Genomic DNA, 24,062 nt, shown 5'->3' with positions numbered 1-24,062 from the left:
ATGCAGCCGGTCTGCGATGACTTCTTCAAGGTGGGGAAGTCCCCTTCGGGTCCGTCATCCGCGCACCTCAACCCGTTCCTGCGCGCGTACCTCGATGCCGTGCGCGAGTATCTGCTCAAGCTGCACGACGAGGGCGCACCCGCCCGGCGTGTGAACGAAGAACATGCGGAACTGATCGATCGCTTGATCCGCAAGCTTTTTCGCCTGACTGAAGATCACTACTTCGAACACTTTCCGCGGCTCAACTTCCGACTTGCCGTGATTGCGACAGGCGGCTACGGGCGACGTGAACTATCCCTTGGTTCCGATATTGACCTCTTGTTCTTGTACCGGGGAAAGATCAATCCGTATGTCGAAACGATTGCAGAGGCGCTCACTCATCGCTTCTGGGATGCGAAGCTTCCCATTGCCGATGCCACCCGTACGATCAATGACTGCATGCGCGTTGGGCGAGAGGATCTCTCCACTCTCACGTCATTGCTCGACGCGCGCTTCCTGATCGGGGATCCGGGGCTTTATGCCGAACTCGAACGGACCGTGCGCGCGCACCTCAAAGACCACAGTGATGACTTTATTCGAGGCAAAATTGCCGAGCAGGCCGAGCGTCACAAGGCCTTCGGAGAGTCCCTGTACCTGCTGCAGCCGAACCTGCGGGAAAGTGTCGGAGGCTTGCGCGACTACCACACCGCGCTCTGGATCGCCCGTGTTGCAATCTGGGAAGTGCGTCGGGCTGAGCACCTTCACGTGCACGGCTTCATCGACAGTCGCGAACTCGCCGACCTCGAGCGGTCGCTGGACTTCGTATGGCGTCTGCGCAACGAGTTGCACCGCAGTGGCCGCAAGGACGACCGATTGCACTTCGACGCGCAGGAGCGCCTGGCCGAGACACTCGGGTTCGAAACCACTAAAGAGGTTCTCGCGGTCGAGGACCTCATGCGTCACTACTATCTGCACGCGCGAGTGATCCAGCGAGTGAACGACCGCGTCATCGGGCACACCGCGGAAGTTCGCAGGCAGAAGACCGGTCGCGCCAGTCGTCAGACGCAGTCGGTGGCGGAAGGTTTCGCGATCGTCGGCAAGCACCTGGAGATTCCCCGCTCCTCGATGTTGGTGGAACGTCCCATGCGCTTGATGTCCGCCTTTGCAATCGCCCAGCACCACGATGTGGATATCTCTCCGCGCGCCCAGCGCTACATCCGTGAACACCTCGATCTGGTCGATGACGAATTCCGCAGCGATCCCGAAGCCGCCGACCTTTTCCGTCGAATGCTCAACGCGCCGGCGCGTGTCTATCGCATGCTGGAACTCATGGACGAAGTGGGTTTGTTAGGCGCATACATTCCAGAGTTCGCGCGTTTGGTCGGCCTGTGGCAGCAGGACCTCTACCACACCTATACCGTTGATATTCACTCCCTGTTCCTGGTGGAGCAGTTGAGGCGCATTGTGAAGGGCGTCTATCGCCAGGAACTTCCCCTGGCGACGGAGCTGATGCGCGAAGTGCGCTCGCCCTATCTTCTGTATCTGACCTGCCTGTTTCACGATATTGGCAAGGGTCTGGGGGGTGGGCACTCGGAAAAAGGCGCAACGATGATGCCCGCGATTGCGAAGCGCCTGGGTCTGGACGATGAAGGTGCGGAACTCGTCGAATTCCTGGTCCGGCACCACCTGAGCATGAGCGAAATGGCAGATCAGCGGGACGTGAACGACCACCGTTTGATCGAGAACCTCGCGCGCAAGTGCGGCAGTCGTTCGCGTTTGCGTCTGCTCTACCTGCTTACCGTTTCCGATATTCGCAGTACATCCGCGGAAGCCTGGACCAGTTGGAAGGCCAAGCTTCTGGATCAACTCTACCGCAACACCGCAGAGTGGTTCGAGGCGGGGGCTCGGCGTGACGGGAAGAGTTTCGTGCTCGAGCGTGCCATGAATCGCGCCGCTGCGACCCGGGAAGACGTCGTTGAGCAGGCGATCGAAGCGGGAATCGGAGTTGGGCTCGCAGAGAGTTTTCTCGAGCAGATGCCGCAACGTTATCTGCTCGATCACGAAGCCGATGAAATCAAAGCCCATCTGAACGCCGCGGTCGAATTTGCCCAATCCAAGACGCCATTCGGGGTCTATAGCTTCGGTGGCTCGAGCGAAGACGATGCGCCGTTCTGGGGCCTGGTTGTGATCGCCCGCGACCGCCCGGGTCTGTTCTCGCTAGTCAGTGGTGTGTTGAGCGTGTTTCGTCACGGTATCCTTTCGGCACACGCGTATACGACCCGGGACGGAAACGCGATCGAGATTTTCAAGGTGAACCCGATCGCAGGGGGGGCCGAGGAAGATACTGCGGAGCGTGAACGTATCGCCGCGCGTTTGAGTCGCGCGCTCGAACAGGGCCGGGTGGATGCGAGTTCGCAACCCAGAGCGCTGACGCCCGTCATGCGCGTCCAGGCACCCAGTGTGCAGATCACGAACGAAGACTCGGACTTCTACACGATCATCGACGTATCGGCACCGGATCGCGAAGCCTTGCTGTATGACATCACGAGCACTTTGAGCGAACTGGGCCTGGAGATCGTCGTGTCGCGGGCATCGACGAGGTCGGATCGCGCCACAGATGCCTTCTCTGTGACCGAGAACGGCCTCAAGATCTCGGATCCCGAGCGACTGGTCTTCGTGGAAGAGGCCCTGCTCGACGCGATTCAACAGGTTCGGCGCGGGGCCGGGTAGCTCCCTGAAACCCGAGTCGGGTCAGGTGCGCCGGAGCCCGAAGCAGAGCAGCGCCAGCGTGCCGAGCAGCAATGCGCCGAAACCGATCGGGGGAAGCGCAGGTAGCGAGACCTCCGTCGCAGCCGGGCTGAAGACCAGGTGGTCGGCGAACACGAGTGGATCTTCGACGGTCCAGTTCTTCAGCGGATTCTCCGTGCTCAGCGGGTTCAGGACGATCGTGGGCAGTACCGAGATCGCGTCGACCACGTCCATTCCGACGATGACCTCTCCGAACACCGTGAAATGCGGGTCGAGGCCGGTGTTATCGGCCAGATTGATGAACCAGCTGCTCGTGCCTGCGTCGGGGAGTGGAATCCCGTTTGGATCGCTCGGCAGTGCTATGGCGATCGTTCCCCGGGTATTCGAAATCCCCACCTCTCCGGTGACCGGAGGGTCGCTGGGGACGACGAAGAACGAGTTAGCCTGAAAGGTGAATGCACCGCCCTGGATGATGAATCCGGGAATCGCCCGGTGGATGAACGAGTTGGTGTAGTCCCCGTCGTTCACGTAGTTCAGGAAATTCTGGACGTTGGCCGGGGTGACCTCGTCGAAGAGTTCGATCCCGATCAGTCCGAGATCGGTCTGGATGTCGACGCGGCTGCGCGCTGCCGCGGGGCTGGCCAGAACCAGACACAGCAGTGCCAGGCCGATGCTTCGCAAGTACACGATCGGTTCCCTCCGGGAGACTTAGAAAGGCCGATCGGGATTATCGCCGATTTGCATCGAGATGTGGTTGAAAAATCCCAGAGCGAGGAGAGTCTGGTTGGCATCGCGGGTGGGTGTTACACAATGTGGAGGGGGGATCGGGCGATCTAGCGTCTTCGATCCAAAGGGTTGAGCTTGAAGCTGCACACCGCGATCGACGCATTTCTGACGCATCTGGCCGTGGAACGGGGACTGGCCCCCGCGACCATTGAGGCCTACGGGCGAGACCTGTCGGCGCTGGTCGGGAGCGTGGGTGACTGCGGGGTAAAACAGATCGATCCCGCGGCGCTGCGCGAGCATCTGGCGCGACTCGACGAACTGGGCCGGGCCGCATCCACCCGCGCTCGCGCGCTCTCGGCGATCTCGCACCTGCTCGCTTATCTGCGAGCGGAAGGCGAGCTGCATACGGACCCGTGTGCCGATCTGGCACGACCCAAACAGGGGCGCAAGGTCCCCAAGGTGCTGAGCCTGGAAGAAGTGCGTTCGCTGATCGCGCAACCCGATGACTCCGCCCTCGGGCTGCGCGATCGCGCCATTCTCGAACTGATGTACGCAGCGGGCCTGCGCGTTTCGGAACTGACGAGTCTTCGCCTCGCCGATCTGCAGCTTTCATCGCACACCTGCACGGTTTTCGGCAAAGGCCGCCGTCAGCGTCTGGCTTTCCTCGGAGAGCCTGCCGTGCTCTGGATGCGCCGCTATCTCGAAGAAGTACGCCCGCGCTGGGTCCGCGACGACCGGGTGCCCTTCGTCTTCGTGAGCCGTCGCGGGACCTGCATCACGCGCCAGGCCATCTGGTATCGCATTCGCCACTACGGGCTCCGGATCGGCATCGCGCACAAGCTCACACCCCACGTATTGCGCCACTCCTTCGCAACCCACCTTCTGGAGGGGGGAGCGGATTTGCGCGTAGTTCAAGAGATGCTCGGGCATGCAGACATCGGCACGACCGAGATCTACACGCACGTGAGTCGCAAGCGGTTGCGCGATCTGGTCGATCAGCGTCATCCGCGCGGCTCGCGTCGATGAGCGAGATGCGCGCGGGTCCGCTGCGCAAACGCCTGCGCAGCGCTCTTGGAAGCCAGTACGCCGGCTTGCGCGTGTTGATCGAGGAGGCGGCTCGCGTCGGCGCGCGAATCTGGCTGGTCGGCGGCCCGGTTCGCGATCTCCTCCTGGAACGGCCCGTTGTCGACGTCGATGTGCTGCTTTCCGACCAACTCGCACCGATCGCGCGCGCGCTGGCGAAACGGCTCAATGCCCGCGCGCTCGTACGCGCCCGATTCCTTACCGCGACGATTGAGTGTCCGGGCGTGCACCTGGATCTGTCTCGCGCGCGCAGTGAACGCTATGCGTCCCCCGGAGCCTTGCCTAGCGTGAAACCTGCGGATCTGCTCGCGGACCTGCCGCGTCGCGATTTTTCGATCAATGCCATGGCTCTGCCGCTGAATTCGCATTCTGGCGCGTGGCTGGTCGATCCCCTGGGGGGCCTCGCCGATCTGGATCGCCGGCGCCTGCGCGTATTGCACGATCGGAGCTTCGCAGACGATCCGACGCGCCTGTTGCGCGCAGCGCGGTACGCGGCACGTCTCGGATTTCGACTCGAAAGATCGACCCGCGATCTGGTCGTCGAAGCGCTGAGCGAGCGGCAACTCGATCGGATCAGCGGCGATCGCGTTCAGCACGAACTGGAACGCCTGTTGCTGGAGACGTCATCCGCACGTGCGGCGGGCGAGACCGAGCGTCTGGGGATTCTGTCTGCTCTGGTTCGCGGCTGGTCGCTGGAAACGAGTGCTCACAGTCCGCTGGGGCGCTTCGACCGCCTGGAGTCCGAGCGACCCGCAGCGCTCCCTGATGATCTCAGAGATGCCGGACTGCGCCTTCTGGTCGCGGGCCAGCCGAAAACCCGCCGAACTGCGATTGCCGCTCGGCTGGGCTGGCACGGTCGACCTGCCGAGGCAATCGAGGCCGATGTTTCGCGCCAGGCCAGGCGCGCCCGCACCCTTTCCACAGAGCTCGCTCCCGGGCGCCTGGACGCGCTGCTCGCTGGACTGTCCGAGCCCGCGCTGCTCTCGCTGCGTTGCTCGCTGCCCGCTGCGTCCGCCCGAAGACTCGATCGCTATGTCGACGAGCTGCGCTGCACCCCCGATCCGATCGACGGGCATACCGCCCGAAGATGGGGTGCGCGCGGCCCGGAGATCGGAGGCCTGCTGCGCAGCGCCCGGCGCCGGTCGCTCGACGGGCAGCCGGTGAATATTGCCTGGGCTCGTCGCTGGTTGGCCGGTCATCGTCGGATGGGGTAGTCTGGATTCGTACGGCGTAGCCCCGTCGAACCAACGTGATTCAAGCTGTCCAGGACACATCTTCCGCGCAGGCCTACACGGTCGTGCGCCACTCATGCGCAGTCAAGCTGCCCGCGTTCGAGGGCCCGCTCGACCTTTTGCTGCATCTGATTCGTTCGAACGAAGTCGATATCAGCGATATCCCGATCGCGCTGATCTCCCAGCAGTACATCGAGTACCTCGATCTCATGCGCATGCTCGATATCGACATTGCGGCTGAGTACCTGCTGATGGCTGCAACGCTGGCGCACATCAAGTCCCGTCTGCTCCTGCCTCCGGACCCGGATGCTCTGGACTCCGACGAAGGCGAGGATCCGCGGGCCGAACTCGCCCGTCGAATTGCGGAGTTCGCCCGTTTCAAGGAGGTCGCCGGCGAACTGGGTGAACGACCTCTCCTGGGTCGCGACGTGTTCGAGGTGCAACCCGATCTGAGCGAAATGCCCAGGCCCGACGAGGTTCTGGTCGTCAGCATGTTCAGTCTCGTCGAGGCCATGCGAAGGGTGCTCGACAAGATCCCCGCCGAGGAGCGCCATCATCAGGTCGCGCTCGAACGGGTCACGCTGAAGGATCGGATCGTCGCGGTCATGGATGCGCTGCGCGAAACCGGCCAGGGCACGATCTTGTTCGAAGAGTTGCTCGAACAGGGAGATGCCCCACTGACGCGTGAACACGTCGTCGTCACCTTCCTATCGATCCTGGAACTGGCCAAGATCCAGGCGCTGCGCATCTTCCAGAACCTCTCGGAAAAGGGCCAGCCCTACGGGCCCGTTCGCGTGCGTTTGGCTGTCGAGGGCGGCCCCGACGACTCCGAAATCGCGGCTGCGGCCGAACGGGCGGAAGCGGAGATGGCGGGAGACGTGGAGGAAGGGGAAGCCAACGCCGTGGTTCCGGACCAAGAGCCCGACTCTGACGAGCCGGCCGAGGAGTAGCCGATGAGCGCGATCGATACCGTTTCTCCGGCGCTCGAAGCGCTGATCTTCGCGTCGAACACCCCGACGAGTCCTCAGCGGATTCGCCGTGTGTTCAAGGACATGACACCGGCGAAGATCGCCGAGGCTGTGAAGGCGATCAACACGCAACTGGACAAAGACGGGCGCCCCTACCAGATCGCGGAGGTCGCGGGTGGCTACCAGTTCCGCACGCGTCCTGAGTACGGGCCGGTACTGCGGGCGGCGCAGCCGGAGCGGAAGGTGCGGCTCTCTCGCGCGGCCCTGGAGTGTCTCGCCGTGATCTCCTACAAGCAGCCGCTGACGCGTGCCGAACTCGAGGAACTGCGCAGCGTGGACTGCGGTGCGATTCTCAAGAGCCTTCTGGAGCGCGATCTCGTGCGCATCCTGGGGCGCCGGGACGCGCCGGGCCGGCCGAGCCTGTATGGCACGACCACGAATTTCCTGCAGTTATTCGGCCTGGCATCGCTTCGGGACTTGCCATCTCTGCGCGAGATCGAGAGTATGGCCGTCGAGTCGGGCGTATCGATCGAAGAGGCCAGCGGAAACGGGCTCTCCGAGCAGGACGCCGACTCAGCGGATCTCGACTCGCCAGATGATGATCCGGACGATGCGCAGTCGGAACTCGAGGCCGGCGCAGCAGAAGACGACGAGCCCGAAGTGCTCGAGGAGATCGAAACGGATGCGACCTCAGAATGGACCGGCGAAGAGCAGCCGGAAGAAGAGGACGCATCCGCCTGAGGCTCCGCCCGGGGAGCGTCTGCAGAAGCTGATCGCAGCCGCGGGCATTGCTTCGCGCCGCGCCGCAGAGCAGTTCATAATCGACGGGCGAGTGCGCGTGAACGGCGTGGTGGTCAAGGAACTCGGAGCCCGTGCGGATGCTTCCAGCGATCGCATCACGGTCGATGGCCGGCGTCTGCCCCGACGCGCCCAGGTCCGCTACCTGTTGCTCTACAAGCCCCGGGGTATCGTGACCACGACCCGCGACCCGCACGCCAAGAAGACCGTGCTGGACCTCATTCCGGGCAAGGAGCGGCTGTTTCCGGTTGGGCGGCTCGATTCGGCGAGCGAGGGGCTGATCCTCCTGACCAACGATGGAGAAGCCGCGCAGGCTCTCCTGCACCCCTCGTTCGAAGTGCCTCGTACCTACAAGGTGACCGTCGACGGTATGGTCAAGGCGGACTCGTTGCGCAAACTCGGCAGTGGGATCGAAATCGAAGGTGAGACGACGGCACCGTGCGAGGTATCCATCGTACAACGGGATGAGGCGCGCACGATTCTGGAGATGACCCTGATTCAGGGGCGGCGCCGACAGATTCGCTACATGATGCAGGCCGTCGGTCATCCCGTCCGGCGCTTGTTGCGGGTGCGCTTTGGTCCCCTGCGCCTGCGCGGGCTGAAGCCCGGAGACTGGCGACCGCTGAACCCCGGCGAGCAGGCCGCCATCGATCGGATGCGTGCGCAGGCCCTGCGCGCGCGACGCGCAAACAGGCGAGCCTGAAACCCAACGTCAGAGTGCAATCCATCCGCAGGCATTCCGGGCAACTGCGCAGCCGGGTTCCGGAATGGGCGAATCGAAAAAAGCTGAACTAATTCGGCTATTTACGACCCCTCGGCGTGTTATGATTGCGATATGTTCCGTCTCTGCCGACAACGCCCCGGACAGGTCGCCCGCCTCGCGCTCGCGAGCCTGATTCTCAGCGCCGCAGCACCTGCTGCGCTGGCCGAATCCGTTTCCGGCGTATGCCCCGACGGCAGTATGTTCATCGTCCAGCAGCGGTCGAGTGCGCCGTGCGCCAATCCGCGCTTCGTCAGAGCAACTGAAATTCCGCCGATCCGGCCGGAGTACATGCCGCACCCGTACACCTGGGAAGTGGATCAAAAAGCTCGCAATCCCAACAACCCGTACAACCTGCTCGAAGCGGCCAGGAAGATCCGGGCGGCGCATGCGGCGCGTAGCCAAGACAAGGCAGAGCGCACCAAGAATCTGCGGTCCGCGCCCGAAGCCAGCGCTCCCCTCGAGCGCACCACTCTCGCTCCCGAACAGCCGACGCCGGGCGTCGGGTCTTCGATGGTCGCTCTCAGCGAAAACGAGATGCGCGACCTGGTGCGTCTGGTGAGCTTGCGCCAGGAGACTGCGCCCGCGCAGATTGCCGTCGAGGATGTGCGCGGACACGAGATCCTCAAGATCCTGATTTCGCACTCGCATTCGTTCGAGTCGCTGGTACTCGGCGCACTCGGCGAGGAGTCGGCGGAGCGGCGCGTGCTCGCTTTCACGGCCAGCGCCCCGATCGAGAGCGAGTTTCATCCGAACTTTTTCGTGACGCAGTCTGGAAAGACCTTCCGCCCCGATCCGTTGGACAGCCACGAGGTGGCCTTCCTGGTCGGTGAGGCGGGACTGATTCCCGAGGGTGCGCTCGCTCTGGGGTACTTCGTTATTCCCGCTCACTTCGACCTGTCGCAGCCCATCTCTGTCTGGTGGAACGACCGCAGCGTTGAAACGCTGTTGATTCCCTGAACGGCAAGCGAGCGGAAACAAAGTCCCTCGAAGCATCCAGACCGCGCACGGGTTTTCACACCCGCTGCGAAGCAGGTGTGCATTTCATCGGCAGTCCGGGGCGTATCTGTCCGGAAGTCGGTTTTCGAGCGCCGGTGGTTTGAGGTTTGCATCCACTCGGTGTGGAGTTCGTGTTCGGCTTCGTAGGAGAGCGACGAAAGGATATCGATGCGCTGTCTAAAGCAACTGACGATCATCGTTCTATCGGGTTCGCTCGCGGCGTGTGCCCTGGGCTACCAGAACGACAGTACCTCCCAGCGTCCCGAGATCGCGAACGGCATGGGTGGGCGAATCATCTACCCCGGCCAGGGCGGAGTGGGGATGCCCGGCGTGGCGGGTGGGCCCAGTGGCTCGACCTCGGCTTCGTCGAACGGTCAACCCGGAACCAGTTCTGGTTCGTCGAGTGGCTCGGGTTCGGGAAGTCCCGCTGGCAACACGGCGATGATCAGCGGTAGCAGCGGCTCGATCGAGGGCGATTCCAAGTTGAAGCAATTCCCCGCACCCGGTGCGCTACTCGGTTATCCGTTCTGGATCTTCGGCAAGACGATCCACGAGAAAGCCGATGAATCTCAGGCGGACCGTGAGAATCCGAGGACGGAGGCTGCGCCTGAAAGTGGGGTGTACTCCCCGACCCCCGACGATGCCGAACGAGCGCGAATCGTCCGGGAAAACGAACGACTGAAGGACGAACTGGTGAACCGGGCGCGCGAGCGCAATCCCGCGCGCCGCGAGCCGGGAATGAACTCGATCGAGGCCGAACTGGCGGCACTGCAGGCATCCCTCGAGCGGCGACGGAGCGGTGAAGCCTCTTCGCCCCCCTTGCCTGCGGGACACCCTTCGACCCGTGCTCCGCTGAATGCGCCGGACACCGCGGACCGCAATCGCGACGGACAAGCAGATCTGTGGAGTCACCGGCGCAACGGACGCGTCGTGCGCGAGGTGATCGACGATGACTACGATGGTCGACCCGATCGCAACGTGTTCTACGGTCCGGACGGTTCGATCTCCCGGAGCGAGGAAGACCTGAACGGCGACGGCTCGCTCGAGACCGTGACCATCTACAAGGACGGGCAGCCGGCCCGGCGCCGCTCCGACTCCGATGCAGACGGTCAGTCCGATGCCTGGAGCTTCTACGAGGCGGGTGAACTCGTGCGCAACGAGACCGACAGGGATGGCGACGGCTTCCGGGACCTCATCCTGACCTACGAGGGTGGAAAGCTGGTTCGCGAAGAAGAGGACCGCAACGGAGATGGCCGCCCGGACGTCATATCGACTTATCTCGACGGAGATCTCGCAGAGAAGCACGAGGATCTGGATTTTGACGGTTCGGCCGACGTGGAGTCTTTCTACAAGAATGGCAAGCTCGTGCGGCGCAACCTGAACTCCGATATGAAATTCGAAAAGGGGAAGGAAGCCCCCCGGTCATGAGCGCGCTCACGACTGCGCTTCGCGCCGCACTCTGCTTCACCCTGGGCTTTGGTGCCGTCATCTGGCTGAGTACACGCCCTCTGTCCGCACTCGCCGGACCCGAAGCGGAACTGGTCAAGCGCGTGAATCAGTTGCGCACGGAGCACCATCTGATTCCCCTTCAAGGCAATTCGGATCTTGGGAAAGTCGCGCGCGCCCACGCGCAAGACATGGCGTTGAACCATTTCGTCAGCCACGTAAACCCAAAAGGCGAGAGCCCTCTGGATCGCGTGCAAAAAGCCGGGATTGCCGGATTCAGTCTTCTGGCCGAGAACCTCGCAGCCTCTAGCGCTAGCGGCGACCGCCTGAAAGACGTCATGCAGGAATGGCAAGCCTCGCGGGACCACCGAGAGAATCTTCTGAATCCCGCATTCAACCGAACCGGTGTGGCCGTCGTCGAGACTGTCGACGGTCGCACTCTTTACGTCCAGCTGTTCATGACCCAATAGGGGCCTGCGCGTCGTCTGGCGCAGCGAGCTATGCTCTTTCCTGTGTCCGATGCAGTGAACGTACGAGCGGCGCGGGATGAGGACGGTCCCGGCCTCATCTCCTTGATTCGTGCGGTCTTCGACGAGTACCCGGGATGTGTACTCGACGTCGAAAACGAAGCGCCCGAACTACTCGAGATCGCCACGCACTTCAAACGAGGTGGGGGCGAGTTCTGGATCGCAGAAGACGCGCAGCGCAGCGTCGTGGGGAGTGTCGGCTGGCTTCCTGCGCAGGCCGTCTCCGGCATCGAGTTGCGCAAGCTCTACGTCGCCGATGCACAGCGCAAGAGAGGCCTGGGCTCGGAGTTGTGCTCGCTAATCGAGCGTGAAGCGACTCGCCGGGGAGCGGAATTCGTCGACCTGTGGAGCGACACACGCTTCGAAACGGCCCATCATTTCTACGAGCGGCGAGGCTTTTCGCGCGGTTCCGAGACGCGCGAACTGGGGGATCTGAGCGCTTCTGTCGAGTACTACTACCGCCTGCGGCTTGCCGTCTGAAGCTGGTCACGGCCGTCTCCGCTGGGGGAATCCGGGGGGTGCGGCGCCCGGACCGCGGGAATTGGACAGGGCCCCAAAATGCAAGACACGACAGCGCGGGAAACGCTGCCGTGTCAATTTGCCTGCTCTCCGGAAGGGATAATCCTGAGAGCAGTTCTCTTGGCCTATGTCTGCTTCTCTTGGAAGGGAAGAGACACCAATTTAGCAGGGTCGTCACTCAGGGCGCAATATGGTGAAACTGCCGCGTGAAGGCGAGAACCCGCGCAATGTGGTGAATCGTCGCATGCCGTCGCTGCTCATCCCCTCGTTTGTTCGCCTAACTCGGTCTGCGCCGTTCTGGGGAGGTTGTGAATGTTCAGCAAGCACCTGAACGCCCAGTCAGTGAAATCGGGCAGTTGAGATTTTTCTGATTTTTTCTGGAATTTTCACCCTCGTAAACGGCCACTCTGAACTAGCGAACGCGGTCCTGGGTCGAGTTCCTGGCCGGGCGCTTGCCAGCTTGGGGCAGGAACACGAGACTGCGCGCCATGGTGCGAGCGGTTGTATTCGACGTAGGGGAGACATTGGTGGACGAGACCCGCTACTGGGCGGGCTGGGCGGACTGGCTCGGGATTTCCCATCTGACCTTCTTCAGCGTTCTCGGGCAGGCGGCCGATCGCGGTGAACACCATCGACGGGTGTTCGAGATCCTGTGTCCCGAAGTGGATATTGAATTGGAGAAGAAGCGCCGGGCTGCGGCCGGTCACGTCGACGAGCATAGGGCCGACGATCTGTATCCCGACGCCGTCGATTGCATACTTGAGTTGAAGCAGCGCGGCTTTTGGATCGGTGTCGCGGGAAACCAACCGGCGCATGCCGAACACAGCCAGGCGTTCTTGGGCCTGCAGATCGATGGGATTGCCAGTTCGGGCAGTTGGGGAGTGGAAAAGCCGTCGGCTGAATTCTTCGCGCGCATCGTGGAGTTCGCCGGTTTCTCTGCCGGAGAGATCGCCTACGTCGGGGACCGACTCGACAATGACGTGCTTCCCGCAGCAGAGGCGGGGTTGATGTCGGTCTTTCTGGTGCGGGGACCGTGGGGGTACGCGCACGTTCGACGCCCCGAGGCCGCGCGTGCCGATCTGTGTCTTCGCGACCTCGCCGCTCTGCCCGGTGCGCTCGAAAACTGGTCGGTGGCTCGGGCTTGAGCCACCGCCTGAGTATCGATCCTCGCTTCTGCGGGCCACCCGAAACAGGCAACGGTGGTTATGTGGCCGGTCGACTTGCGCGTTATGTCGGGGGAACGGCGGAGGTCACACTGCGGGCACCGGTTCCATTGGGCAGGGCGCTCGAAATTGGCGCAATCGAGGATGGGGGATTCGCGTTGCGCGACGGAGGTCGCGATCTTGCGACGGTCTGTCCCTGCGAACTCGAACTGGAGGTTCCCCCGACCCCCGATTTCGAAGCTGCGCTCGCCGTACAGGGAAGTTGCCGCGCTTTTCAGACCCATCCGTTTCCCGAGTGTTTCGTCTGCGGCCCCAGGCGTCATCCGGGGGATGGCCTGTGCGTGTACCCGGGCATGGTCGATTCGATCGCCGCGGCACCCTGGATTCCGGACACGTCTCTGGGCGGCGACGACGGTTTCGTCGACAAAGCGTTTCTATGGGCTGCACTCGATTGCACCAGCGCATTCCCGCTGCTCGAGGACGAGGCGTCGAAGGTTCTGGAACCACTGGTGCTGGGCCGCCTGGCGGTGGAAGTGAGCGGGCAGGCGAGCATCGGCGAGCGACTGGTGGTTTCGGCCTGGAAGATTGCTTTCGAAGGCCGCCGCGGTTTTGCCGGTTGTGCGCTGCATCGCGCGACCGGCGAGTGCATCGCGCGGGCGCGCGCGACCTGGATTTCGATCGCCGGCCGTCAGGCGGTTCCAGCGGCCAACTCATAGCGGAACTCCGCAACCCGCCGGGACTTCTGAGTCAGATCTCGATGGTCTCCCAGGCACCGGAAAGGAAACGCGCGACGAGCACGCCGGCGAGGATGATCACGTAGATCGTCCCGCCCAGCCATGCGCCGAACAGGCCCCCATCGAGCCAGATACCGAACAACCAGGCGATCGGCAGGAACAGGCCCCACTCCAGGGCGGCTTGCATCCAGAACGGCCAACTCGTGTCACCGGCTCCGCGCAGCGATCCACTCGCGACGATGCCGAAACAATCGAAGAACTGAAAAGTCGCGCCCAGCAAGACCAGAGGCACGCCCAGCATCAAGACCTCGGTGTCGCTGATGAAGATCCGCAGGAGCAACTCGGGTGCGCACACGAAAAGGACCGCGAGGATTCCTCCTAGCAGTACGGCCAGTTTTTGCGCCGAGCGGAAGCTTCGCCGCGCCGCCTCGAAGTCCTTGGCGCCGATGTAGCGACCGACGAGCGTCGATGCGGCCGATGAGATGCCGATGGCCTGCATGAACGAAAGCGACAAGAGAACGATGAAGGCCTGGCTGGCCGCCATCTGCACATCCCCCATGCGTGCGATCACCGTCGAGAAGACCGAGAAGGCCAGCATGCCCATGACCCACTGGCCGCCGATCGGCAGACCCGTTCGCAGCAGGCGACGGACATGAGGGACCGACAGCCCGACGGCATGAGTCGGATGGCGTTGGCACAGGTTCTTTCCGCGAAAAGCGATCAGCAGGTAGGCGAAGCCGATCCATTCGGCGATTCCCGTGGCTGCGCCCGCACCGGCGGCGCCCCATTCGGGCAGGCCGAGCTCTCCGAAGATCAATCCGTAGTCGAGAACTGCATTACACCCGTTGGCGATCAGGGTCGCGAACAGCGGCGTGCGTGTGTCGCCCAGGCCTCGGAAGAACGATGCCATGATCATGGTCGCCGTGACGGCTCCAGCTCCGAACATTCGCGGTCGCATATAGGAGACCGCGATCTCCTGCATCCCGATCGAAGGTCCGAGTTGAGCCATCAGCCATGGTGCGATCGCGTAGAAGATCGAGATCGCGAGAAGCGTCAGTGGCACGAGGCTGTACAACGCCTGCCAGCTCCAGAAGCCGGGGGCATCGCGATCCCCGGCACCGTCTGCCTGTGAGACGAAGGTCTGAACCGCACTCGAGGTGCCCAGGAAAAAACTCAGAGTCGTCCACAGCCAGAGTCCGCCCAGGCCTACTGCGGCTAGTTCGGTTGCGCCGAGACGCCCGACCATCGCGGTGTCGACGACTCCCATCGCGGTCAGGGACATCTGGTTCAGGATGACTGGGTAGGCGAGCAGGGCGACCTCGCGCAGGCCTCCGGCACCACTCGCCTGGGCCGAGCCCTTGTTCGCGTTTTCTAGAGCCGTTGTCGACACGTGCTGCTCCTGAGAATTCCGACTCTGCCAGAATGCGCGGTCTGGGCGGAGTCGATCGAGGCGTTAAATGCCGAAGGCCGCGGTTCGCTTGCGCGTCCGCGGCCTTCGGCATTTCGAGGTCTGCTTCTGGCGAATCAGTGGACGCGATTTCCTCCCGACTGAACGGTCGATCCGGCCCTAACGAATGCCCTCGGGCGCAGCACGGACCGGTCGACCTGGGAGATCGTCGAGATCTTTTTGGGTCGGTCGGTCATAGATTCCTCGCCAGAAGTGCTAAGCGAAAGGAGAATTAGCAGCCCTTAGGGTCGCCCGTCAAGATCATTCTTCGATCTCGACGTCGAGATCTCGATCCAGCGTATCTGCGAGTGGAGACAGGCGGGCGCCCACGTCTGCGGGTGTCAGGAAGTGAATCCCATCGTCCATCGAATGAAAGGTCAACACCACGAGTTTGGGTTTGAAGCCTTCCTTTTTCAGGTACACCGAGTGGTCGGTCGTGCGTGGGATCCGCAAGCGGGCCGGCGTCACCCCGATGACTTCGCCGTCCAGGAAGATCTGGGCTCCTTCCGGTTCGCTCAGGATGCCCACATTCTGATAGACGGCACAGCCGGGAAGGCAGAGACAGGCAAGCAGGCAGGCCAGGGTGGCGGTCTTCTTCATGGCCGTGCAGTGTGGGCCTTTTGCGGGCGATGCTCCAGGCTCGAAGTTCTCTGACCGCGGATTTCATGTGTGCCACGAGCGTGGGTGTACAGCCTCGCCAGCCGGTTCGCGTCCGCTCCGTGACGTGCTATCGTCCGCCGCCTCATGGCGCTCATCGACACCTCGAAAATGCGGCCGGGCACGCGCGTCGAAATCGACGGCCAGCCCCACATCATCACCCAGTATCAGCACGTGAAGCCGGGCAAAGGCGGAGCTTTCGTGAGGCTGAAGCTGAAGAGCCTGATCTCGGGATCGGTCATCGATCGCACACTCAAGAGCGGCGAAGGTCTGCCAGCCGCCGAAGTCAGCCAGCGCAAGATGCAGTATCTGTATCCAGACGCAGACACATTGGTGTTCATGGATCAGGAATCGTTCGACCAGTTCGAGATTGCGCGCGATCTGATCGAGAATGTCGATCTGGTCTCCGAGAACTGCGAAGTCGATGTTCTGCTCCACGACGGCAAACCGATCGGTGTGGAGTTGCCGAATTTTGTCGTTCTGGAAGTGACTGAGACTGACCCAGTGGCGAAGGGGGGCAACCTCAAGCCCGCCACACTGGAAACCGGCGCCGTGGTTCAGGTTCCGAGCTTCATCGATCGGGGCGAGAAGCTCAAGATCGACACCCGCGAAAGAAAATACGTGGAGCGAGCGTAGTTCGAAGTGGCTTTGGATCGGCTCCGCCGTTCTTCAAACCCCGTCTTACACGACGACTCTCGTTTTGCGTAGCGTTGCGAGCACCTCTTCTGGCAGAACGGCTGGCGGTTTTCCGACCGCGTATCCGCCCAGGATGACTTCGCAGGTGTGTTCGATGATTCCAATCAAGTCCGCGGCCTGGCGCAGCGTCCGGCCAGCGACCAGAAGGCCGTGATTCTGCATCAGCAGGGCAGGGCAATCGCGCATCGCTTCGGCGATGGCTTCTGCGAGCTTCTCGGAGTCCGACATGATGAACGGAATGCGCGGGATGTCGTCGAACTGGGCGGCCTCGGTCGAGATCGGAAGGAATGGCAGCCCGGCGTTTGCGAGGACGGTCGCGTTTGGCGCGTGGCTGTGGATCACGGCTCCCGCGTCGGGTAGTGCGCGATAGACTGCGCAGTGCATCGGGTATTCGCTCGAAGGAGGAGGCGCATCGAGATCGAGTACTCGGCCCGCGAGATCGAGGGCAACGACGGAGTCTGTTTCGATTGTGCTCTTGAGTGGCTGGTTCGCGGTGATCCAGATCGCATCGCGTTCGGGATCACGGACACTCAGATTGCCACCGGTTGCGCTGATCAGCCGTTGCGAGAACAGATCCTCGGCGATCTCTGCGATGGCTGAGCGCTCGGCGCTGCCGTCGGTTGAGCCTCTGGATCCGTGAGGACTCGCGCTTCCGGTCGTCAGGAAAAGGTCTCCAGGATCTGGCGAATCCGCGCGCGCGGCGAGGTAGTTGCGTTTGAGTTCGCCTCGCAGGTGTTGAAGCGCCATCGCTTTGACCGCGTCACCGGAGATGCTCAGACGTCCTTCCATGGCCATCTCGGCCCCGTCGATGCGTCTGCTCAGAACACCATCGAGCATTTCCGCAGTCGTACGCAGACAGACGTCTGCTCCTGTTGGGGGTTCGCCTATGCCTCCACTGACCGAGCCGTGCCTGAATGCGATCCAGAAAGCCAGATCGAGATCGTCCATGACGAACATCAAGGTCGAATCCTGGTCGACGGAAAAGCTTCGAACTTCGGAGTCTGAACTCATACCCGCCACGAACTTCTCAAGCGCGATCCGCATCGCGTTGCGGGTCCTGGTTGGAGCACCGGAGCGCGGCGCGGATCGGTGAATCCGCGCTTTCGCAGGCTGCGCCAGGTCCGACATCGTGGGAGCGGGTCGGGCTGCCAGCTTCAGATATTCCTGCTCGCTTAGAGAGTGGCGGTCGCCGTCTAAATCGAAGCCGTCCAGGACTTCGGGATTCACGATGTCTCTCGGGCGCTCCCGTCGGAGCAGGCAGTCGAGCTCTCTGGCCACGATCTCGCTCTGATGCATGGCCACTTCGTAGGTATTGCCTCCGACGTGGGGTGTGGCGACGACATTGGGAAGTTGAAGCAAGGGGTGATCGGTGCCCGGCGGTTCCACGCTGAACGCATCGAGGGCTGCTCCGCCGAGCGCCCCGCTGCGCAAAGCATCGTAGAGAGCTTCTTCGTCGATGAGTGCACCGCGCGCCGTGTTGATGAGGCAAGCGCCGGGTTTCATCTGCGCGATCCGTTCCTCATCCAGCAGGCCTCGAGAACTGCTCGTGAGCTCGGCGTGCAGGCTCACGAAATCGCTTTCGCGAAGCAGGTCGTGCAGGTTCGTCGGTTCTCCTCCTCCGCGCAGAATCGCTTCAGGTGAGATCTCCGGATCGTATGCGAGCACTCGGCAGCCGAAACCCGCCAGACGTTTCGCGACGGCTCGGCCAACGGCACCCAGGCCAATCAGTCCGACCGTCTGTCGCCACAACTCGTGCCCCCGCAGGCTCCGAAACGCATGACCCATGCGAGCCATGTCTCCCTCGTCTCCATTGGGTTGACGCAGAAATGCGTTGGCTTCCAGAAGCCGGCGCGATAGCATGAGCAGGAATGCAATCGTCAGGTCGGCGACGGCATCTGCGTTGCGCCCGGGCGCATAGAGCACCGGTATGCCGAGGGCGCTGCAAGCTTCGACATCGATATTGACCGTGTCGTTGCGACACGCGACGATCGCCCTGAGGTCGGGAAGCTGATGCAGGGCTTCCACGTCGATGACATCGACCTGGGTGACGAAGATATCGAATCCGCGCAGCGTCCTGACCAGTGCGGGCCCAATCAGAAGCCTGCGTTCATCTCGGTAGCTCGCGTACTCGACATCGCCGAGTGCGCGCAATTGCTCGAGCGCGTTCTCGTCGAGTTCTGCGGTAACGAGGATGCGTGGGCGTGTCTCCGAGGGGGCTCTCTGCCTCTGGCCTGGATCGTTGCTCATGATCTCCTGCAGGGTCACCGAGCGCACGATTCGATCGGCCGAGGCGCGCTCCTCCTGCAGCAAGCCCCAGGTCCCATAGAGGTGGGAGTAACGGGAGGCGTTTTCGGGAACGGGTGCGTGACTGCGGCCGATCCGGCTGAGCGCCTGTGCTCCTTCACTCAGGTCCGGGAATACGCCTGCTCCGACGCCCGCGCAGATCGCAGCACCGAGTGCCGATGCTTCCGGTACGGCGCACACCTGGACCTCGGCGTTGAGAACATCTGCAAGGATCTGACACCAGGTCCTGCTGCGCGATAGGCCACCGGCCAGCCGGACGAGAGGTTGGGCATTGCCCGTCGCGGCCTGTACCTGGGCAATATTGGCACGGACTCCGTAGGCGAGTCCCTCTGCGATGGCGCGAGCAAGATCGGAGCGGCGATTCTCGGAACCGACATCGGGCAGTTCGCTCATCGTGATATTGCCCAGTGGCAGATCGAACGTGCGCGCATCCATGACCCCGGAACCGAGCGTCGACAATACTCCGTGGGCGCCCGGGACCGATTCGCCTGCGAGGGCGAGCAGGCGGGCTGCGCCGATCGCGCTATCCGGGAACATCAGGCGCCCGAGATCTTCGAGTGTGCTGCCGACCAGGCCCGCATTGCTCTCGAGTACCCACATTCCATCTATGACGTGATGGCCGCTCCACATACGTCCTTCGGCGTCACAGAGTGGCTGGTTGACGACCTGTTGAACGGATCCCGTGACACCGATGATCGCAGCGATGTCGTCGGGTGAGACCGCACCACAACCGAGAAGTCCGCACTGTATGGCGTTGCCGCCGACCGCGACGGGTATTCCGGCCCGCAATCCGAGTGTCCTCGCAGCGTCGTTACTGAGAACGCCCGCATGTTGTCCGGAGCGAGCCAGATCGGGGAACAGGTTGCTTCGAATTCCGAGATCTTCGGCGATATCCCAGGCCCAGTCGCGAGTCTTCAGGTTCATCAGCAAGCTTCCGCCCGCTTGCGATGGTTCCGTCAGTCGCGCACCACACATCCTGTATACGAGCCAATCCGACAACGAAAGCCAGGTACTTGCTCGCTTCCATAATGCGGGTTGACTCTGAGCGAACCAGGCCATGCGAGGACCCGCGAATACCGGCATGGGTCGTCGTCCGACCCGCTGGAAAAGCTCGTCTCCTCGTGCTGCGGCGAGTTGAAGACCTTCGGCCATAGCGCGCACGTCGAGGCTCGGGACCGCGAGCAGCGGGAGGCCCTCCGCATCCAGCAGTACCAGTGACTCGCCCTGGCCCGTCGGTGCGATCGCCACGATCTGGTCAGGGGTTGCAGCGGCGCGCGCGACGACTTCGCGCACCATTCCTCCGAACTGTTCCCAGATAAGCTCCAGGTCCAGGTCGAATCCCATGCTGGCGGAGTTCGGGGTGGGTGCAGGCGTCCAGTTGCGCGTTGCGCTCGCGATCGTCTCACCAGAAGTGTCTACCAGAACGCAGTGGCCGTTCGTGCTGGCCGCGTCGAGTCCGATCAGGTAATCGCGCTTCACGTTCGTATCCCGGAAGCGGGATCGTTCGAGCCATCTTGACGACTCTCCAGAAGACGACTGGCAATGCGCAGAACGACTTCGCGTTGCGCTTTCAACTGTTCGGGTTCGAGCGGATTGAAATCCAGATCGGGATGAAGGGCGGGAAGGGCGCCTACCATGAAGAGCGTGGTTCCCGCGATTGCGCTCGCGAAGTGGATCGGAGAGAGGGTGTCGGAAACCACTCGTGGGCCGCGATGCTCGGAGGCGACCTTTCTGAACATCTCCAGGAAAGGTTGCAGGTGTCGCAGCATTCGCGGGGGCTGGTCGGGGGTGGCGCCCACCATTTCACGCAGTAGAAGCCGAGCCGCAGTCGGTCGCCCGGCGATGTAATCGGTCCAGACGGCGATTGCGTTCTCCATACGAACCCGCAAATCGTCTTCACCGGAGAGCGCTTTCTCGATCTGCCTGAACAGGTCGCCGAGCGCATTCCCGAGAACGGCATCGTAGAGTTGCGCCTTGTCCTTGAAGTAGTAGATGATCGATGCGCGGCGAATTCCGACGGCGAGAGCCACGTCTTCGAGCCTTGCCTCGGCCAGGCCCCTGGCCGCAAATAGCTCTTCTGCGGCTTCCAGGATCGCGGTGCGAGTTCGCGTCGCTCGCGGACTGAGGACGGCCGGGGCAATCATGGATCGAGCCTACCTGCGCGCAGGTAGGCAGGTCAAACCCGTTCGCGTGTGGGCTGTAAGATGGTCGGGACCCTGTATCAAGGGTGTCAGGAGGACAGATGGAAGCCAGGATTGAGCAGTGGTTGGCGGAGATGAGCCTCGACGAGAAGGTCGAAATGCTCGCGGGGTCAGATATGTGGCACGCACCCGGGGTCGAACGACTCGGAATTCCGCCCATCAAGGTGACCGACGGTCCCAACGGCGCGCGCGGCGGAGCGTTTCGCGGCGCTATGACCTCCGCGTGCTTCCCCTGCGGCTCGGCGTTGGGTGCTACCTGGAACCCGGATCTGCTCGAGCGGGTCGGCGTCGCACTGGCCGAAGAGACGCGCACCAAATCCGCACACGTGTTGTTGGCGCCCACTGTGAACATCCAACGCTCACCCCTGGCCGGTCGAAACTTCGAGTGTTATTCGGAGGACCCGTATCTCAGCGCGCGACTCGCTGTGCGCTTCGTCCAGGGAGTCCAATCACAGGGTATCGGAACCACAGTCAAGCACTACGTCGCCAACGATTCCGAGTTCGAGCGCCACACGATCAGTTCTGAAGTAGGTGAACGAGCCCTGCGGGAAATCTACTTGCCTCCGTTCGAGGCTGCGGTCTGCGAGGCCGAAGCCTGGGGCATCATGTCGGCGTACAACAAGATCAACGGTACCTGGGCCAGCGAGCACGATCGTCTGCTCAACACGGTGTTGCGCGATGAGTGGGGATTCGATGGATTTGTGATCTCCGACTGGTTCGGCAGCAATAGCAGCGCTGGCTGCGCGAACGGTGGTCTTGATCTGGAGATGCCGGGACCAGCTCGGCACTACGGTGACAAGCTACTCGAAGCCATTCGCAGCGGAGAAGTCACAGAGGCAACGATTGACCAGAAAGTGCGGCGGCTATTGCTGCTGCGCGATCGTGTTGGCGTGTTCGAGGATCCCGAAGAGAAGCCCGAGCAGGCGATCGATCGACCGGAACACCGAGAACTGGCGCGTGAAGCCGCGGCCGAGTCCTTCGTGCTGCTCAAGAACGACACCGCGGTACTGCCGCTGGATCCTCAGAAACTCCAGCGTGTGGCCGTGATCGGTCCGAATGCAGATGTCGCGGTCGTGCATGGTGGCGGAAGTGCCCAGGTCAAGGCGCACTACCGCGTATCGGCGCTCGAGGGCATTCGCGATCGATTGCCGGATCTCGAGATCCTGCACGAGCCAGGCTGTACGAACCACAAGCTCACACCGGCACTCGACAATCGATACCTCTCGCACTCAGAAGGCGAAGCCGGACTGCGGGTCGAGTACTTCAACAACACGGAACTCGAAGGTGATCCGGCGTTCGTTACGAATATGAGCGAAGCTGAACTGACCTGGTTCGGGGAAGTTGCCAAGGGTGTCGAACCGTCTGCGTTCTCTGCTCGCATCACCGGAACGCTGGTCGCGCCCGAGAGCGGAGCGCACACTTTTAGCCTGACCAGTGCGGGGAAGACCCGGATTCTCGTCGACGGCGAACTGGTGGTCGACAACTGGACGCAGCAAACGCGCGGTGAGAGCTTCTTCGGTGCGGGCACCATCGAGGTGAGTGCCAGTGTCAAACTGAAGCAGGGCCAGAGTTACGACGTGCAGATCGACTACAGTCGGCAAGACGCGCCCGTTATCGCGGGTCTGCGCGCGGGGCTGCTTCTGCCGGTTCCAGAAGACCTGATGGAGCGCGCTGTCGCCGCTGCGGATCGGGCGGACGTCGCGATCGTCGTCGTTGGCCTGAATCCCGATTGGGAGTCTGAAGGGCGCGATCGCCTCGACATGGAATTGCCGGGTCGACAGGTGGAACTGATCGAGCGGATTGCGGCGGCGAATCCCCGCACGATCGTCGTCTTGAACGCAGGCTCACCACTGCGCATGGAATGGCTCTCGAAGGTGCCCGCGGTATTGCAGATCTGGTATCCGGGGCAGGAACTGGGCAACGCACTCGCCGAAGTCCTGGTCGGTGACCGGGATGCGGGCGGCCGCCTTCCCTTGAGCCTGCCAAAACGGCTCGAGGACAATCCGGCCTTCATCAACTACCCCGGTGAGAAGGGGCAGGTCTTCTACGGCGAAGGCGTTTTCGTAGGCTATCGCTACTACGATACGAAGGATGTCGAACCCCTGTTCCCATTCGGTCATGGGCTCTCCTACGGTTCTTTCGAGTACGATCGAATGTCTCTCAGTGCGAGAGAAATCGGTCCGGGTGATGGCATCGAAGTGCGTGTCGACGTGCGCAATACCGGTTCCCGCGTTGCGCAGGAGGTCGTTCAGGTCTACGTCAGCGACCCCGAGGCGAGTATTGCACGACCCGAACAGGAGCTTCGAGCATTCGAGAAGCTCTTATTGCGCGCTGGCGAGAGCCGCACCCTGAGTCTCCAACTCGGTCCTCGAGCGTTCTCGTTCTTCGACGTGACGACCGCAGGCTGGGTGGCAGAGCCGGGAGCGTTCGAGGTTCGCGTGGGTCGCTCGTCCCGGGACATCCGGGCTCGTGCCTCGTTCGAATTGAAATCCTGAGAGAGGGAATCGAAACATGAAATTTCTGCATACGATGGTTCGCGTGAGCGATCTGGATGTGTCGCTGGATTTCTATTGCAACAAGCTAGGCTTGATCGAACAGCGACGAATCGAAATCGAGGCAGGGCGTTTCACTCTCGTGTTCCTGGCGGCTGAGGACAATCCCGATGTACAACTGGAATTGACCTATAACTGGGATCCCGAGAAGCTGGAAACCGGTCGCAGCTTCGGGCACCTGGCGTACGCGGTGAAGGACATCTACGCCACGTGCCAGAGATTGGCGGATGGTGGCGTGACGATCAATCGACCGCCGCGCGATGGCTATATGGCATTTGTGCGCTCACCAGACGATGTCTCGATTGAACTCCTGCAGGAGGGAGGGGCACTGGCCCCGCAGGAACCCTGGGCGTCACTGCCCAATGTGGGCAATTGGTAGGAAGACTCTTATGACCGGTGTCTAGACCTCTCGGGTGCAGCGATGTCCTCGCCCGCACCGGTGTGGGTGTGTGTACCTCATGAGCTTCCAGTTGTAGAAGAAGGCCGCTGCCAACGACCGGGTCGGACACCACTGATCGACGAT

At 62.4% G+C, this 24,062-nt stretch carries 20 protein-coding genes; 15 read left to right on the top strand and 5 right to left on the bottom strand.

What is annotated here, in order from left to right; all coding sequences use genetic code 11:
• On the top strand, nucleotides 1-2,709 hold the full coding sequence (gene glnD, locus GY725_14140) for a [protein-PII] uridylyltransferase (protein ID MCP4005328.1): 2,709 nt from the start codon (nucleotides 1-3) through the stop codon (nucleotides 2,707-2,709).
• Nucleotides 2,710-2,730: 21 nt separating this feature from the next.
• Here glnD and GY725_14135 read toward each other — a convergent pair whose 3' ends face one another.
• On the bottom strand, nucleotides 2,731-3,414 hold the full coding sequence (locus GY725_14135; GenBank protein ID MCP4005327.1) for a peptidylprolyl isomerase: 684 nt from the start codon (nucleotides 3,412-3,414) through the stop codon (nucleotides 2,731-2,733).
• Between the two features lie 174 nt (nucleotides 3,415-3,588).
• Between GY725_14135 and GY725_14130 the strand changes: the two genes are divergently transcribed.
• From GY725_14130 to GY725_14080, 11 genes are all read left to right on the top strand, one after another.
• Nucleotides 3,589-4,479 (top strand): tyrosine recombinase XerD, encoded by an 891-nt coding sequence (locus GY725_14130; protein ID MCP4005326.1) that lies wholly within the window; start codon nucleotides 3,589-3,591, stop codon nucleotides 4,477-4,479.
• Nucleotides 4,476-5,750 (top strand): CCA tRNA nucleotidyltransferase, encoded by a 1,275-nt coding sequence (locus GY725_14125; protein ID MCP4005325.1) that lies wholly within the window; start codon nucleotides 4,476-4,478, stop codon nucleotides 5,748-5,750. The genes GY725_14130 and GY725_14125 overlap by 4 nt, the downstream gene beginning before the upstream one ends.
• 35 nt (nucleotides 5,751-5,785) lie before the next feature.
• Complete coding sequence (locus tag GY725_14120) at nucleotides 5,786-6,718, top strand: segregation/condensation protein A (protein ID MCP4005324.1); 933 nt, start codon at nucleotides 5,786-5,788, stop codon at nucleotides 6,716-6,718.
• A 3-nt stretch (nucleotides 6,719-6,721) separates the two neighbouring features.
• On the top strand, nucleotides 6,722-7,477 hold the full coding sequence (scpB, locus tag GY725_14115) for an SMC-Scp complex subunit ScpB (protein ID MCP4005323.1): 756 nt from the start codon (nucleotides 6,722-6,724) through the stop codon (nucleotides 7,475-7,477).
• Nucleotides 7,419-8,237 (top strand): rRNA pseudouridine synthase, encoded by an 819-nt coding sequence (locus tag GY725_14110; protein ID MCP4005322.1) that lies wholly within the window; start codon nucleotides 7,419-7,421, stop codon nucleotides 8,235-8,237. Before scpB ends, GY725_14110 begins: the two co-directional genes overlap by 59 nt.
• Before the next feature lie 132 nt (nucleotides 8,238-8,369).
• Entirely contained in the window at nucleotides 8,370-9,254 is an 885-nt protein-coding gene (locus GY725_14105; protein ID MCP4005321.1) for a hypothetical protein, read from the top strand.
• A gap of 207 nt (nucleotides 9,255-9,461) precedes the next feature.
• Nucleotides 9,462-10,721, top strand: coding sequence for a hypothetical protein (locus GY725_14100; protein MCP4005320.1), 1,260 nt, complete (start codon nucleotides 9,462-9,464; stop codon nucleotides 10,719-10,721).
• Entirely contained in the window at nucleotides 10,718-11,209 is a 492-nt protein-coding gene (locus tag GY725_14095) for a CAP domain-containing protein (GenBank protein MCP4005319.1), read from the top strand. The genes GY725_14100 and GY725_14095 overlap by 4 nt, the downstream gene beginning before the upstream one ends.
• Before the next feature lie 30 nt (nucleotides 11,210-11,239).
• A complete protein-coding gene (locus GY725_14090; protein ID MCP4005318.1) occupies nucleotides 11,240-11,746 on the top strand; it encodes a GNAT family N-acetyltransferase in 507 nt (168 codons plus the stop codon).
• A 527-nt stretch (nucleotides 11,747-12,273) separates the two neighbouring features.
• Entirely contained in the window at nucleotides 12,274-12,930 is a 657-nt protein-coding gene (locus tag GY725_14085; protein MCP4005317.1) for an HAD family hydrolase, read from the top strand.
• The gene (locus GY725_14080; GenBank protein ID MCP4005316.1) at nucleotides 12,927-13,664 is read left to right on the top strand and encodes a hypothetical protein; all 738 of its coding nucleotides are present in this window, start codon (nucleotides 12,927-12,929) and stop codon (nucleotides 13,662-13,664) included. The genes GY725_14085 and GY725_14080 overlap by 4 nt, the downstream gene beginning before the upstream one ends.
• A 31-nt stretch (nucleotides 13,665-13,695) precedes the next feature.
• On the opposite strand, the gene GY725_14075 is transcribed toward GY725_14080, so the two are convergent.
• Nucleotides 13,696-15,072 carry an MATE family efflux transporter gene (locus tag GY725_14075; protein ID MCP4005315.1) on the bottom strand — a complete coding sequence of 459 codons (1,377 nt, stop codon included), beginning with the start codon at nucleotides 15,070-15,072 and terminating at the stop codon, nucleotides 13,696-13,698.
• Between the two features lie 318 nt (nucleotides 15,073-15,390).
• A complete protein-coding gene (locus GY725_14070; protein ID MCP4005314.1) occupies nucleotides 15,391-15,729 on the bottom strand; it encodes a PEGA domain-containing protein in 339 nt (112 codons plus the stop codon).
• A 144-nt stretch (nucleotides 15,730-15,873) separates the two neighbouring features.
• On the opposite strand from GY725_14070, the gene efp reads away from it, so the two are divergent.
• A complete protein-coding gene (gene efp, locus GY725_14065) occupies nucleotides 15,874-16,422 on the top strand; it encodes an elongation factor P (GenBank protein ID MCP4005313.1) in 549 nt (182 codons plus the stop codon).
• 45 nt (nucleotides 16,423-16,467) lie between these two features.
• On the opposite strand, the gene GY725_14060 is transcribed toward efp, so the two are convergent.
• Nucleotides 16,468-20,265 carry a hypothetical protein gene (locus GY725_14060; protein MCP4005312.1) on the bottom strand — a complete coding sequence of 1,266 codons (3,798 nt, stop codon included), beginning with the start codon at nucleotides 20,263-20,265 and terminating at the stop codon, nucleotides 16,468-16,470.
• Nucleotides 20,262-20,930 carry a TetR/AcrR family transcriptional regulator gene (locus GY725_14055; GenBank protein MCP4005311.1) on the bottom strand — a complete coding sequence of 223 codons (669 nt, stop codon included), beginning with the start codon at nucleotides 20,928-20,930 and terminating at the stop codon, nucleotides 20,262-20,264. Before GY725_14055 ends, GY725_14060 begins: the two co-directional genes overlap by 4 nt.
• A 98-nt stretch (nucleotides 20,931-21,028) precedes the next feature.
• Here GY725_14055 and GY725_14050 point away from each other — a divergent pair, with 98 nt between their 5' ends.
• Both GY725_14050 and GY725_14045 read left to right on the top strand, forming a co-directional pair.
• Nucleotides 21,029-23,482, top strand: coding sequence for a beta-glucosidase (locus tag GY725_14050; GenBank protein ID MCP4005310.1), 2,454 nt, complete (start codon nucleotides 21,029-21,031; stop codon nucleotides 23,480-23,482).
• A gap of 16 nt (nucleotides 23,483-23,498) precedes the next feature.
• A complete protein-coding gene (locus GY725_14045) occupies nucleotides 23,499-23,918 on the top strand; it encodes a lactoylglutathione lyase (GenBank protein ID MCP4005309.1) in 420 nt (139 codons plus the stop codon).
• Nucleotides 23,919-24,062: the final 144 nt, after the last annotated feature.

The sequence above is a fragment of the bacterium genome (genome assembly GCA_024226335.1).
Taxonomy (GTDB): domain Bacteria; phylum Myxococcota_A; class UBA9160; order SZUA-336; family SZUA-336; genus JAAELY01.
The sequence above is the reverse complement of the archived record's forward strand: the minus strand, read 5'-3'. Positions and strand labels throughout refer to the sequence as shown.

Bases quoted from the DNA above. Each gene is read 5' to 3' on its own strand.
- GY725_14050 (MCP4005310.1), top strand. From the start codon at position 21,029: ATGGAAGCCAGGATTGAGCAGTGGTTGGCGGAGATGAGCCTCGACGAG.
- scpB (MCP4005323.1), top strand. From the start codon at position 6,722: ATGAGCGCGATCGATACCGTTTCTCCGGCGCTCGAAGCGCTGATCTTC.
- efp (MCP4005313.1), top strand. From the start codon at position 15,874: ATGGCGCTCATCGACACCTCGAAAATGCGGCCGGGCACGCGCGTCGAA.
- GY725_14105 (MCP4005321.1), top strand. From the start codon at position 8,370: ATGTTCCGTCTCTGCCGACAACGCCCCGGACAGGTCGCCCGCCTCGCG.
- glnD (MCP4005328.1), top strand. From the start codon at position 1: ATGCAGCCGGTCTGCGATGACTTCTTCAAGGTGGGGAAGTCCCCTTCG.
- GY725_14055 (MCP4005311.1), bottom strand. From the start codon at position 20,930: ATGATTGCCCCGGCCGTCCTCAGTCCGCGAGCGACGCGAACTCGCACC.
- GY725_14110 (MCP4005322.1), top strand. From the start codon at position 7,419: ATGCGACCTCAGAATGGACCGGCGAAGAGCAGCCGGAAGAAGAGGACG.
- GY725_14100 (MCP4005320.1), top strand. From the start codon at position 9,462: ATGCGCTGTCTAAAGCAACTGACGATCATCGTTCTATCGGGTTCGCTC.
- GY725_14090 (MCP4005318.1), top strand. From the start codon at position 11,240: ATGCTCTTTCCTGTGTCCGATGCAGTGAACGTACGAGCGGCGCGGGAT.
- GY725_14095 (MCP4005319.1), top strand. From the start codon at position 10,718: ATGAGCGCGCTCACGACTGCGCTTCGCGCCGCACTCTGCTTCACCCTG.
- GY725_14125 (MCP4005325.1), top strand. From the start codon at position 4,476: ATGAGCGAGATGCGCGCGGGTCCGCTGCGCAAACGCCTGCGCAGCGCT.
- GY725_14070 (MCP4005314.1), bottom strand. From the start codon at position 15,729: ATGAAGAAGACCGCCACCCTGGCCTGCCTGCTTGCCTGTCTCTGCCTT.
- GY725_14085 (MCP4005317.1), top strand. From the start codon at position 12,274: ATGGTGCGAGCGGTTGTATTCGACGTAGGGGAGACATTGGTGGACGAG.
- GY725_14045 (MCP4005309.1), top strand. From the start codon at position 23,499: ATGAAATTTCTGCATACGATGGTTCGCGTGAGCGATCTGGATGTGTCG.